Consider the following 13,752-nt stretch of genomic DNA (forward strand, 5'->3'; position numbering starts at 1 on the left):
AAAAAAAACGGCTGGTATCGCTACCAGCCGTTTTTCAGGTCACACCGACATTACGACATTAGAATTCGTACTTGACGGTAGCTTGCACTGCCCACTGCGATTCACCCGCAGTTTGACGGGTTTGCAGGCTCGATACAGGACGAGTGTTGTAAATGTAATGACCGTCTTTATCAATACCCATGTAGTCAACAAAGCTACGTACCAGACCACCGGCACCTTGGAACGGCACTTCTGTGATATGGCCCCAGTTACGGTTGATCATGTTGCCCACGTTCAGGAAGTCCAGGGTAACGATACCTTTATTACCCTTGAAGAAGCCTGGTACTTCCTGGCTCAGACGCATGTCGAAGCTATTGGTCCATGGTGCAAAGCTCTTGTTGCGGCCGACAACGCCACCTGTGGAATTGCGCAGATCGCCATTGGCGTTAACAACAGCCCAGAAAGCGGCTTCGTTAGCGGCGCGCGCAGCTGGCGTTGCGCCATAGAACGATACTTCGCCAGAGCCCGGTGCTTTCGGAATGTACAGCAAATCATTACCAGCCAGGCCGTCACCATTCATGTCGTTATTGAACGTCCAGCTGTATGGCTTGCCGCTACGGCCTTCATAGAACAGACCAAAGCTGGTGCGATATTCGCCGAAGAAACGTTTTTGCCAAGTAACGTTGGCAGTGAAGCGATCCTTGACCAGGTAGTTAGAGTTAGATGCGACGTTTTCGTTAGGATTGAATACGGCACGACCACCCCAGTTCGAGCTGGAAGTCGATGAAGTCAGCGGCGACACTTCAGTAGCGTCGGTATAGGTGTACGACGTACCCCACGACAGACCGTCACGCATCGGGCTGCGCAGCGACAGGGTCAGCAGATTGCCTTCGCCCTTGTCAGTCTTGGTTGCTTGCAATACCTGGCCAAAGGCAGCGTTATTAGCGCCTTTGGTACGAGTGGTGCAGCCAGTGCCACCGGTCAAGGCACCCGAAGCATTCCAGCATTTCGGATCGTAGCCATTATCCGAGTAGTACAGAGGACGGCCATCGCTACCAACACGGTTCGGTGCGCCCAGGTTCAGCTCTTGGTAGTAAATCGCATCCTTGGTCTTGGTGCGCAGGTATTCCGCGCCCACTACCAAGCCATACCATGGCAACTCATGTTCGAACGCCAGGTTGGCTTTCCAGACCGATGGCTGCGCCAGGTTGGTCGCCAGTGTATCGACCTTGGCAGCAGGAATCGTGCTGATCACGTTGGTAGGCTGTTTGCTTGGGTCAGGACTGAAGAAACCACCATCAGCCGGGCAAGTGCCAGCAGCATAGGTGCAGCTAATGTTACGCAGCACGACACCGGTGTTCTGGAAAGGATTACCCAGCCAGACTGCCAGCGCAGCGCCCTGGAACAGTCCGAAGCCGCCGCGTATCTGGGTTGGGCGTGCGGTGTCGAACTTGTAGTTGAAGCCAGCGCGTGGCTGATACAGATTCTGACCATCGATAGTGTGGGTATTGTCAATGCCGAAACCACCAGTTTGACGGCCATTCACCAATGGGCCAACTGGCAAGGCAGCGGTATCATTACGCAGCGGCTTGTCGCCGATGCGAGTACCGTCAATGCGCAGACCGGCACTAACTGTCAGCTGTTTGTTGACAGTCCACGTGTCTTGTACGAACAAGCCGACGTTTTTCAGATTGAAGCGAGCGACCGCATCATCAAGCGTGCTGCCTGGAACGGCTGCTTGCAAGTTGTATACAGTCGGACGGCCAAGGCTAAAGTTTTCCAGGATAGCAGCCTGAATGCGGGCAGCAGTTGCGGTCGTGCCTGTGCACTGGAATTTACCGCTTGTATCGAAGGAATACTTGATATTGTCGATACAGCCAAAGGTGTAGTTACCGTTGACGTTTTGCAAGAACGCATTGTAAATCTTGTTCTCGCTGTAATCCGTACCGAACTTGATTTCATGGTCGCCCAAGTTCCAGTTGGCGCCAAAGTAGGCGTCACGGGTATCGGTGCGCAGCACGTTCATTTGACGGCTTTGCTCGGTACCGAAGTTCAGGAAGCGGTCAGTACTATTGAGGCCAGTCGCACCGTCCGGTACTGGACCGGAGAAGCGGAAACCGATCGACGGCAGCTTGGCGTTATTATTCGGTACGCTATTATATTTACGGCTCGATACCTTGAACTCGGTCGAGAAGGTTGGGCTCCACTCGGCAGTCCATTGTCCGACAACGGTTTCCAAGCTCTTTTGCTGGGAATACCAGTACGAGCTCAACGAAATACCGGTCGGGCTGAAGCCGACGAAAATCGGCTCAGCCTGATCACTCTTCGAGTAACGCAACATCACGCGCTGGGTATCGGTCAAGTTCCAATCGAGCTTGAGCAACTTTTCAGTGGCGGTGAATTCGGTACCGCTCGGGATGGCCGAGCTGCCGATATCCATACCATATTTGTCTTTGGCAATCCCAATCGCGCTATCAATCGCCGATTGCGAAATGGCGACGTTGGTGGCCGAGCTACCGATCGGACCGAAGGATGGCGAGCTGCGCGAGCTTGCCGTTTTTTCATAGTTGGCAAACAAGAACAGCTTATCCTGGATCAAAGGCCCACCCATGGTGATACCTTTGGTGGTGTCCTTCGACGATGGTGCTGGGGAATACGTGCCAGCGGTATCGTTGTAACGGTCGCCTGCCAGTTGGTCGTTGCGGAATACATAGTACACACTGCCTTTGACAGTATTGGTACCTGACTTGGTCACAGCATTGATGTTGGCGCCGGTATAGCCTTTTTGGGTCACGTCGTAGTTGGCGACGTTCACTTGCACCGACTGAATCGCTTCGATCGAGATCGGCTGTTTGCCGGTAGCAGTGCCGGAAGCTTCCAGACCGAAGGTGTCATTCACGGCCACGCCGTCGATGGTCATCGAGTTGTAGCGCGAGTTTTGGCCACCCATCGAAATTTCGCCACGGCCTTTGTCGGTTTGCGACAGGCGGGGATCGACGCGGGCGTAATCTTGCAGGCTGCGCGAAATCGAAGCCTGGGTTTGCAGATCGGTATTGCTGATGCTGGTGCCGGCACCCATATTGGTGCTGTTGAAAATCTGTGCACGGGCGGCGTTGCCACTCACTTTAACGACTTGCATTTCAGGGGCGCCCAGGGTGGCGTCCACGTTGGCCGTTTCAGCCAGTTGCAGGTACACGTTTTCACGTTTTTCCACTTCACCGTTTTTGGTGATGGTGATGGTGTAAGGACCGCCTGCACGCAAGCCGCGAGCAACGTAACGGCCTTCCGCATCGGTCGTCACATTGCTGACGGAGCCCGATTCGGTGTGCACGATGGTGACGATAGCGCCAGCAGCAGGCTTGCCATCACCAACGGAAATACGTCCGCCGATAGCAGACGTGGTGTTCTGTGCGAACGATGGTGCCGCCGCCAGTGCAATAGACAGGCTTAACGCGATTTGCGTTAGCCGAAGTCGTTTGTGATTGATCATCTTTAACCCCAGAAAAGACTATTATTGTGAAAATCCTGGCTTGCCCTGCTATCCGGGATCACCGCACAGCAACACAAACACAAGATTCCCTCTTTACTATGCTGCAACTGTTACGCCGGCTGGACGGGCGACGGACCTTGACGGGGTCCGGCCTGGCTGCGGGCCTCTGCTGGACCCTGCAATACCTGCGCTTCCTGACACAAACCATCCATATTCAAGCAAAAAACGAATGACTCACTTGCTTCATTCGCAATAACGCAGGGCGCTAGCTCCTTTGTCATTCACTTAACAAACTTGACCGGACGTACAGGCCAGGCGGCAGTGTAATTGTTAAATATGTCAGGACTGTGACACGGCTATGACTCGTTGTGAATTTCGACACATCTCTGTGCGACGAATTATTTCATGCAACTTGCCACCTTGATCTACTGCAAATGCCCGATAAAGACCACCTCGAAGAGGTGAAATGTGACTTTTTAATATCAGTCTGATCTCACTATGCATCATCAAAAAATGGATGACAAATACGTTTTACTTTAGATATTTATATACAAAAAGTATAAATACCAGGGCAGAAAACATGAATTTGATATCGTCTTCGGATGGTCCGAGCCTATGGCGCGAAATTATAAATGAGCAATATGTGCTTGAAATTGATTCAATTAGGAAATCAGATAAAGATATGCATCTGCCGTTAATTGTGTCGCTTGGCCGCCACAGATTTGCCAATCAATCATCAATTAAGGTAAAAGGAAGAAAGAAAAACGGCCGGAAAATCCGGCCGCAGAATCACGCAAATTTTAACTATCAAGCAACTTATGGCTTACTGCCTTTAATGGGCTGATCGGACGCAGCCACTTGCGCCTCAAATGTGGCAAAGCGCGCATCGAGTGCTTTCAGCAAACGTTGTTTATCCGCATCAGCCAGGAAGGAGTAACGCAGGCTGTTGTAAGACAGCTTCTTGATTTCCGCGTAATCGGTCTTGTACTGGCTGGCAAACAACACATACTCGTTCGACAAAGTGTTGCGTGATACGCCCGCATCATCGGTGGAAATGACAAACGGCACGCCATACTTGCGGTACAACGTCACGGGATGAGCCTGGCCCTTGATACCCAGGATGTAGTCGTTGCTGGTCAAGTTCACTTCCACGGGAATGCCGCGCTCGCGCATCTTTTGCATGGTAGCCAGGGCATTGTGCTCATAGGCAATATCCATGCCGTGGCCGATACGGTCAGCGCCAGCCACATCAACGGCTTCGGCGATATGGAAAGCCAGGCCTTCCGGCGGTACCATGCCCAGCGCCAGCTCACCGGCATGCAGGGCGATCTTCACGTGTGGATACTTGGCCTTGAGGAACTTGAACATTTCCATATGCAAGCTGTAATCGCGCATCGAGACATTCACGCTTTCCTGGCCCACGATATTGACGCCCACCACTAGCGGATTCAGGCTGGCGGCCTTGAAGGCGGCGACCATCGATGAAAACACTTGCGATGGCGACAGGAAACGCAGCACGTAAGCCTGGTAGCGCATGGTGAAGTTGGCATCGTCGATGCCGACGCTGCTGGTGTTCACGTTATCGTTGTAGGCGGTGATGCTTTTCTGGAAGGCAGCATCCTGATCCAGGCTTTGCGTCCAGCTGGCCAACAGGGTTTGCAGCGCGGCCGGCGTCAAGCCAGGCGCCAGCGCCTGTTGATCGAATTGCGGATTCGACACGAAAGGCGACAGCTCGAAAATCGTTTCGATGTAGCTCAGGTTTTCAGCGATTGCACGCTGCTTCAGGGTTTTCAAGCCATCGGCCGTATTGGTCGAGGCAACCGGGCCGAAATAGCCGAAAGTATCAAAGAAGGTACGGTCAGGCGGCGTCTGGATGCCTCCATGGTTGTAGAAATCCTTGGTCGACCAGCGCTGCAGCAATTCCGCATACAAGCCAGGATCGGCAAACACCTCGGACGAGGACAGGCAGTTGCGCTGGCCAGTCGGCTTGGCGCGCTCGGCGGCGATCACGTCTTTCTGGCTTTCGATACGGTAGGTGGTCTTGTTGACGCAATAGTTTTCCTTGTCGACCCAATCGAGAAACTGCTCGGCATAAATAGCACCCGAGTAATGATGATGCAGGTCGCCGCCCTTGGGCATCATGGAAAAGAACAGGCTCAGTTCGGCCGTCTTCGGCTGCGCGCCCGATACCAGCGTGGCAAAATGACGCGCGGTCGCTGCTTCGTTGGCAGCCGGGGTGGCGGCCGGGGTGGCAGCATGAGCGACGCCGGATAGCGCCAGCATGGCGGCCAGGGTCAGACCAGGAATTTTCTTTTGCATCAGCATTCTCGATAAGTGGGTGTTCAGGGGAAGGTTCAGCCCGCTCCACGCACATGCACGCAGTGGCCTCCCGAATAAGTAGCGGATACGGCGCGGTCGTCGCCCAACAGGGCAAAAGCAAACAGCAGCTCTTCCAGACTCTGGCAGGCAGCTGTGCGCCGTTCCAGCAAGGGCGTGGCTTTCTTGTCGAGCACGATAAAGTCCGCTTCCGTGCCCGGCTTGAAATTACCGAGCGTGCCTTCGAGCTGCATGCTGCGCGCCGCGCCCAGGGTCGCCAGGTAAAACATGCGCATGGCGGGCAGATAACTGCCTTTCAAGCGTGCTACTTTATAGGCTTCGTTCATGGTTTGCAACATCGAGAAACTCGTGCCAGCCCCCACGTCGGTAGCCAGCGAGATCAGCATGCGCGCCGCATCGGCCTGTTCAAAATCAAACAGACCACTGCCCAGGAACAAGTTTGACGTAGGGCAAACCGCCGCTGCCGATGCCGTTTCAGCCATGCGCTCACGGTCGCGCTCGTCGAGCCAGATGCAATGACCGAACATGGCGCGCGGGCGCAGCATGCCGTAACTGTCATACACATCGAGATAGCTGCGCGCCTGCGGGTGCAATTGTCGCACCCAGCGGCATTCATCTTCGTTTTCCGACACGTGGGTCTGCAAATAAGTATCGGGATAGGCGCGCGCCAGTTCACCCGCCAGTAACATTTGCTCATTGGTCGAGGTAGGCACGAAGCGTGGCGTGATCGCATACAGCGAACGGCCATGCTTGTGCCAGCGCTGTATCAGCTCTTCCGTTTCGCGTGCGCCCGACTCGGCCGTGTCGCGCAGGAACTCGGGGCAGTTGCGGTCCATCATGACCTTGCCTGCCACCATGCGCAAGCCGCGCGCCTCGCTAGCCGTAAAGAAAGCATCGACCGATTGTGGATGCACGCTGCCATATACCATGGCCGTGGTAGTTCCACAGCGCAGCAGTTCATCAAGGAAAAACTCGGCTACATCGCGCGCATGTTCCGGATCGGCAAAGGTCCGCTCGGTAGGGAAGGTATATGTTTCCAGCCACGGCAAGAGGCCGGGCGCGGGAGAAGCGATCATTTCTGTTTGCGGGAAATGCAAGTGGGTGTCGATGAATCCCGGCACGATCAGTTTGCCCCGGTAATCGATAATGTTCGTGCCGATCGGCAAGCTGGCCTGCAATTGTGCAAAATCACCGGCTGCGACAATCTTGCCGTCGGCTACGATCAGCAAGCCATCTTCATGCCAGGCATGGGCCTGCTCGCTGAAAGCGGGATCGGCGTGAAAGTGCAGCAAGCTTGCTCGGTAAGCTTGCGATGATACGGGTACTGTCAACATGAACTCTTTCTATAACTGGTGAACTGCGCGCTTTTTGCGGCGCGCTGGCGGACTGGCAGAAACCAGCCGCAGCGGTGTAGCAAGGGCTGTTTCAGCAGCTTGCTCCCACACCATTAATAATTGGCAGGCAACCGAGGCGGCAATCACGGCCGGCGCCTTGTTGCGGATACCAGGCATGCCGATAGGACACACCATGGCGGCGATACGTTCGGCGGGCACACCGCGCGTTTGCAAGCGGTGCTCAAACTGCTTGCGCTTGGTGTGCGAGCCGATCAAACCAAACCAGCCGCCATCCTCGCGTGCCATGATAGCTTCCGTCAAGCGCTGATCGAGCGCATGGCTATGCGTCATGACGAGAAAACTGCCACCAGGAGGCGCCATGGCCACGAATTCTTCCGGTATGTCCGTAGCGGCGATACGTACATTATCGGGCAGATGCGCGGGGAACATATCCTCGCGTTCATCGACCCAGGTGATATTACACGGCAGCTCGGCCAGCGCGCGCACGATGGCGGCGCCCACATGACCGGCGCCAAACAAGGTCAGATGGGCGCGTGGCGCCAGGCAAGGATCGATCAGCCAGCGCCGCCCGCTGCCATCTTGCGCCACATGCGTACCCCGCTCGCGTGAAAATGTGTCAGGTGCCTGCATCGGCATACCCGCCAGCAAGTTGGCCTGTGCATCGAACAGGGCCGGCACTGCCTCGCCATCGAGCGCCGTCACGCGCCAGCTGTCTTGCTGGCGGCGCTCGCGCAACATCTCCAGCACCTGTGCCAGACTTGTATCGACCGGTTCGAACGCAAGGTACACCACGCCGCCGCAACACTGGCCCAGGCTGGGGCCCAAAGCAAAGCGTTCCAGGCGCGCAGTATTGACACCCGTCATCAGCATGGTCTTGGCAATTTCCACGGCACGCAATTCCAGGTGGCCACCGCCTATGGTATCGACCTGGCCATCGAGACTGACGCGCATCTTCGCGCCCGCTTCGCGCGGCCCCGAACCTTCCACCAGGGCGACCGTTACCAGCACCGACGCCTGCGTGCCTTCGTCGTTCGCCAATGCTGTCAGCCAATCGCTCATCACTGCTCCTGCACCAAAGCGCTGGCCACTTGCACGGCCATCACCGCCTTGAGGATTTCTTCGCTGGTGGCCGGCGCGTTCAACGGCGGTTGCACGCGATGGCCAGCCACGCTGGAAATAGCGTCGCGGATGGCAAAGAAGACGGAAAATGGCAACAGTAGCGGTGGCTCGCCCACAGCCTTGGAGCGGTGAATGCTGTCTTCCACATTGCGGTTGTGGAAAAGTTTCACGCGGAAGTCTTCCGGGCAATCGGAAACGCCGGGAATTTTATACGTCGATGGAGCATGCGTCATCAGCTTGCCTGCACCATTCCACCACAGCTGCTCCGTCGTCAGCCAGCCCATACCCTGGATAAACGCGCCTTCCACCTGGCCAATATCGATGGCAGGATTGAGCGACTGGCCGGCATCATACAAGGCGTCGGCGCGCAGCAGCTTCCATTCACCAGTCAGGGTATCGACCACCACTTCGGCCACCGCCGCGCCATAGGCGTAATACGAAAACGGGTGGCCCGTCATCGTCTTCGCATCCCAGTGCAAGCCGGGCGTGGCATAAAAACCGTCTGACCAAAGCTGCACGCGCGCCAGATAAGCCTTTTGTACCAGTTCTGCAAACGCCACCACGTGGCCATTTACATGCACGTGGTTATCGAAGAAGCGCACTAACGCGGCATCGCCGCCATATAGTTTGACCGCGTAATCGCCGAGCCGTTCACGGATCTGGCGCGCTGCATCCTGCGCCGCCTTGCCGTTCAGGTCAGCGCCGGTCGAAGCGGCTGTGGCCGAGGTATTGGCCACCTTGCTGGTATCCGTGGCCGTGGCCCGCACATGATTCAAATCAAGACCCAATTCATGCGCCACCACTTGCATGACCTTGGTATTGATGCCTTGCCCCATTTCCGTGCCGCCATGGTTAACCAGCACGGAACCATCCACATAAACATGCACCAGCGCACCAGCCTGGTTCAGATGGGTAACGTTGAAGGCGATGCCGAATTTCAGCGGTGTGAATGCCAGGCCTTTCTTCAGGACAGGACTGGCTTCGTTATAGGCATCGATGGCGACGCGGCGCGCGCGGTAATCGCTGCTCTCTTCCAGTTCAGCCACAATCTCGTGGATCACGTTATCGACGATCTTCTGCCCGTAGGGCGTGACATTGCGCCCCTCCGTATCGTTGCGGCCATAAAAATTGAGCAGGCGGATATCGAGCGCATCGCGCTGCAAGTGGCGGGCGATTTCATCGATCACATACTCGATGGCAATCGCACCTTGCGGGCCGCCAAAACCACGAAAAGCCGTGTTCGACTGCGTGTTGGTCTTGCCGCAGGCAGCGCGAATGTCCACATCGGACAAATAATAGGTGTTATCGAAATGGCAGACGGCACGCGTAGCGACGGGGCCAGACAAATCGGCCGAGTAACCGGCGCGCGTGGTCATGTCGACCCTGGCGGCCAGAATTTTTCCGTCATCGTCGTAGCCCACTTCATACTCGTAATAAAAACAGTGGCGCTTGCCCGTCACCAGCATATCGTCGTCGCGGTCGGCACGCAGTTTGACGGGGCGTTTCAATTTCGCTGCCGCAATCGCGGACGCTGCAGCCCACAGGGCCGATTGCGATTCCTTGCCGCCAAAGCCGCCCCCCATGCGCCGGCATTCGACCGTGATGTTATGCGAGTGCACGCCCAGCGCATGCGCCACCACGTGTTGCATCTCGCTCGGGTGCTGGGTCGAACACAGCACCAGCATGCCCTGCGCCTCTTTTGGAATCGCGTAGGAAATCTGTCCTTCCAGATAAAACTGTTCCTGTCCACCGACATATAACTGGCCCTGGACCACATGCTGCGCCTTCTCAAAGGCGGCCTGTGCATCGCCACGCGTCAAGCGCATCGGTGGCAACACATAAGACAAAGCCGCTTTCGCCGCTTGTGGCGTCATGATGGCAGGCAATTCGTCATACGTGACTTGCGCCAGACGGGCGGCGCGGCGCGCATGGTCGTGCGTGTCGGCCACCACGATAAAGATGGGTTGGCCTACATACTGCACCAGGCCAGGCGCCAGGATGGGATCATCGTGAATGATGGGGCCACAATCATTGGTGCCGGGAATATCTTGCGCCGTATAAACAGCAACGACCCCGCGCGATGAACGTACAGCCGACAAGTCCATGGCCGTGATGCGTGCATGGGGCTTTTGTGAAAGGCCCAGTGCTGCATGTAAGCTTCCCTGCAACTCGGCAATATCATCCGTATACGTGGCCTGACCCAGCACATGCAGTTCGGCCGATTCATGCGGGCTGGGCTTGCCCACGGCGGCCCAGTTGGCAGCTTGTAATGGAGGCGTGGCAGGATGGTTCATGCTCTTCCTCTCAGGCGCGGCAAGCGTAGGCATTGACGGCGCTAGATAACAGCGGCGTCTCGGGCCGCGTTTCCAGCCAGAAACGGCGCAACAGGTTTTGCGCCGTCGTCATGCGATAGGTATTCGAGGCACGCATGTCCGACAGCGGTGCGTAATCGTCGGCCAGCAAGCGCATGGCGATGACCAGGTTTTCTTCCGACCATACTTGTCCGCGCAAAAACGCTTCTGTTTGTACAGCACGCTGCGGCGTGGCCGCCATGCCGCCGAATGCGATGCGCGCATCGAGAATCTGCGCGCCATCGAGGCGCAAGGCAAACGCGGCGCAAACGGCCGAGATATCCTGATCGAAGCGTTTCGCCAGTTTATACGTGCGGAAATGCACGTCGGCACGCGGCAAGGGAACATGCAGCGCTTCGACGAATTCACCGGGACGCAAATCTTTCTTTTGATAGCCCAGATAGAAATCTTCCAGCGGCATGCTGCGCTGGCCATCAGCACCGCGCAGCACGATCTGCGTACCCAGCACGATCAGCCACGGCATCGAATCACCAATCGGCGAACCATTCGCCACATTGCCGCCCAGAGTACCCGCATTGCGGATGGGCAAAGAAGCAAAGCGCTGCCACAGCTCGGATAATTGCTCAGGATAATGCTGGCACAGGGCCGCATAAGCATCGTTCAGGCTGGCGCCAGCGCCTATCAACAATTGATCATCGACAATCGCAATGTTTTTCAAGGCGGCGACATTGCCGATATAAATGATGTCGCCCAGGTCGCGCATCTGCTTGGTCACCCACAGGCCCACATCGGTGGAACCAGCCAGCAGGCAGGCTTGCGGTTTGTCAGCGCGCAATTGCACCAACTCTTCAAGCGTGCGCGGCGCATGGAATTGCTGCCCGCCTGCAATATAAGTCAACAAGCTGTCGCGCTGCAGGGCTTGCAACTGCGCCGCCAATGCCGCCCGATCAAAGCTGACTAGCGGCAATTCGCCCATGCGTTTTGCCGCATCGATGATGGGACGGTAACCGGTGCAGCGGCACAAATTGCCCGATAAACTATCGTCTATTTCGCAGCGGGTCGGTGCCACGCCATGTTTGTTCAAATACATGCCCCATAGCGACATCACGAAACCGGGCGTGCAAAATCCGCACTGGGAACCGTGGCACTCCACCATCGCCTGCTGTACAGGGTGTAATGCGCCATCGGGCTGCTGCAAGTCTTCGACAGAAAACAGGGCCTTGCCATCGAGGGTGGGCGTTAGCTGGATGCAGGCATTGACGGCCTTCATTTCCACCTGGCCATTAACCAGGCTGCCGACGACGACCATGCAAGCGCCGCAATCGCCTTCGGCGCAACCTTCCTTGGTGCCGGTGCAATGCAGATCCTCGCGCAGATGCTGCAAGACAGTCTGCGTGGGGGCGGTGTCGCGCACTTCTTGCACGGCGCCACGGTAATAAAAACGGATAGCTTCTGACATGCTGGCCTCGGTATGGTCCCAGTCTTGAAGATTAACACCCGCACATGGGGCAACTATATGCAAAGACTGATGTTACTTATCATACCAACTCAATAAAGCGAATGTTTAGTCAAGATGATTCAAAGGGGTGGACCGCATGCCAGTGTTCTGCAATATCGATGCGGCGCGTGATCCACACCTGTTCATGTCCTTGCACATAATCAAGAAAACGCGCCAGCGCCGCCGCCCGACCAGGCCGCCCGACCAGGCGGCAATGCAAGCCTACCGATAGCATTTTTGGCTGGTTCAGGCCGTTCGGATCGCCTTCGGCATATAGCACATCGAAAGCATCCTTCAGATAATCAAAGAACTGTGTGCCCGAATTAAAACCTTGCATGGCGGCAAAGCGCATATCGTTGGTGTCCAGGGTATAGGGCACGATCAATTGCGGCTGCACGGCAACAACACCGGCGGCATCCGTGTAGCGCACCTTTTCCCAGAAAGGCAGGTCGTCGCCATAATAATCAGCGTCGTAGCGAAAACCGCCATGCTCGACCACCAGTTTGCGCGTATTTGGCGAATCGCGCCCGGTGTACCAGCCTTGCGGGGCAGAACCGGTCAATTCGCGGATGATGTGCACGGCCTCGCGCATATGTTCGCGCTCGGTGGCTTCATCCATATTTTGATAGGAAATCCAGCGCAGGCCATGGCAGGCAATTTCATGGCCCAGTTCCTGAAACGCCGCCACCGCTTCGGGGTTGCGTTTCAACGCCATCGAAACACCAAACACCGTCAGCGGCAAACGGCGCTCTTCGAACATGCGCAGCAAACGCCATAAACCGGTACGCGAACCATATTCATAAATGGATTCCATGCTCAGGTGGCGGGCAGGAAAAGCGGCGGCGCCTATCATTTCCGATAAAAACGTCTCGGAAGCCGGATCGCCATGCAGCACACTGTTTTCCGCCCCCTCTTCATAATTGAGGACAAATTGCAGTGCAATCCGGGCCTTGCCCGGCCATTGCGGATGGACAGGCGTACGGCCATAGCCGATCAAGTCACGCGGATAATCGTCATAGCTGCTCATGGGGTGCTCGCCTTGGTGGGAACTATATGAAATATATCCCCAATCATATCGCCGGGCACCGACAGCGGTATATGATTTGCACGATAAGCACATTCACCTTGAACATATAGGATAGCAAATGGGAAAACTCAGCACGCATGTACTCGATATCGCCCACGGCAGGCCCGGCGCCGGCGTCAAGGTGGCCCTGTTTTCCGTCGCGCCGGAAGGCAAAGTCTTGCTGAAGATGGATATGACGAACAGCGACGGCCGTTGCAGCACGCCATTGCTGGAAGGAGACAGCATGAAAGCCGGCCAGTATGAACTGGTCTTCAACGCCGGCGACTACTTCGCCGCCCAAGGCGTCGAACTCCCCTCTCCCCGCTTCATCGACCTGGTCACCCTGTCCTTCGGCATCGCCCATACCGATGAAAATTACCACGTACCGCTGGTCGTATCCCCTTGGTCGTATTCGACTTATAGAGGCAGTTAAAATCTGGGGTCAGACCCGCCGGGTCTGACCCCAGCCCTTGCCGTAGGGGTTAATCCCAGCAAAACCACCAGACGAAAAAAAACCCCACCGGATACCGGAGGGGTTTTTCTCTACTACGAATAACAAGCCTGACAATAACCTACTTTCACACTGGTTGCAGCAC

At 56.2% G+C, this 13,752-nt stretch carries 9 protein-coding genes; 2 read left to right on the forward strand and 7 right to left on the reverse strand.

What is annotated here, in order from left to right; translation table 11 throughout:
- Positions 1-58: 58 nt before the first annotated feature.
- Positions 59-3,469 carry a TonB-dependent receptor gene (locus tag HDE75_RS18970; protein ID WP_183681106.1) on the reverse strand — a complete coding sequence of 1,137 codons (3,411 nt, stop codon included), beginning with the start codon at positions 3,467-3,469 and terminating at the stop codon, positions 59-61.
- 580 nt (positions 3,470-4,049) lie between these two features.
- Between HDE75_RS18970 and HDE75_RS18975 the strand changes: the two genes are divergently transcribed.
- Positions 4,050-4,313: a hypothetical protein gene (locus tag HDE75_RS18975; RefSeq protein WP_183681108.1), complete on the forward strand. Its 264-nt coding sequence runs from the start codon at positions 4,050-4,052 to the stop codon at positions 4,311-4,313.
- Here the strand turns inward: HDE75_RS18975 and HDE75_RS18980 are convergent.
- The 6 genes from HDE75_RS18980 to puuE all read right to left on the reverse strand — a co-directional run bounded on the left by HDE75_RS18980 (position 4,286) and on the right by puuE (position 13,117).
- Positions 4,286-5,788: an adenosine deaminase family protein gene (locus HDE75_RS18980; protein ID WP_183681110.1), complete on the reverse strand. Its 1,503-nt coding sequence runs from the start codon at positions 5,786-5,788 to the stop codon at positions 4,286-4,288. The genes HDE75_RS18975 and HDE75_RS18980 overlap by 28 nt on opposite strands.
- A 35-nt stretch (positions 5,789-5,823) precedes the next feature.
- On the reverse strand, positions 5,824-7,140 hold the full coding sequence (guaD, locus tag HDE75_RS18985; RefSeq protein WP_183681112.1) for a guanine deaminase: 1,317 nt from the start codon (positions 7,138-7,140) through the stop codon (positions 5,824-5,826).
- Between the two features lie 9 nt (positions 7,141-7,149).
- Positions 7,150-8,220 carry a xanthine dehydrogenase accessory protein XdhC gene (gene xdhC, locus HDE75_RS18990; protein ID WP_183681114.1) on the reverse strand — a complete coding sequence of 357 codons (1,071 nt, stop codon included), beginning with the start codon at positions 8,218-8,220 and terminating at the stop codon, positions 7,150-7,152.
- Entirely contained in the window at positions 8,220-10,574 is a 2,355-nt protein-coding gene (gene xdhB / locus HDE75_RS18995) for a xanthine dehydrogenase molybdopterin binding subunit (protein ID WP_183681116.1), read from the reverse strand. Before xdhB ends, xdhC begins: the two co-directional genes overlap by 1 nt.
- 10 nt (positions 10,575-10,584) lie before the next feature.
- Positions 10,585-12,051 (reverse strand): xanthine dehydrogenase small subunit, encoded by a 1,467-nt coding sequence (gene xdhA / locus HDE75_RS19000; protein ID WP_183681118.1) that lies wholly within the window; start codon positions 12,049-12,051, stop codon positions 10,585-10,587.
- A 109-nt stretch (positions 12,052-12,160) separates the two neighbouring features.
- On the reverse strand, positions 12,161-13,117 hold the full coding sequence (gene puuE, locus HDE75_RS19005; protein WP_183681120.1) for an allantoinase PuuE: 957 nt from the start codon (positions 13,115-13,117) through the stop codon (positions 12,161-12,163).
- Between the two features lie 118 nt (positions 13,118-13,235).
- On the opposite strand from puuE, the gene uraH reads away from it, so the two are divergent.
- Positions 13,236-13,589 carry a hydroxyisourate hydrolase gene (gene uraH, locus HDE75_RS19010; protein ID WP_034754489.1) on the forward strand — a complete coding sequence of 118 codons (354 nt, stop codon included), beginning with the start codon at positions 13,236-13,238 and terminating at the stop codon, positions 13,587-13,589.
- Positions 13,590-13,752: the final 163 nt, after the last annotated feature.

This window comes from Janthinobacterium silvisoli (assembly GCF_014200725.1).
GTDB lineage: Bacteria > Pseudomonadota > Gammaproteobacteria > Burkholderiales > Burkholderiaceae_D > Janthinobacterium.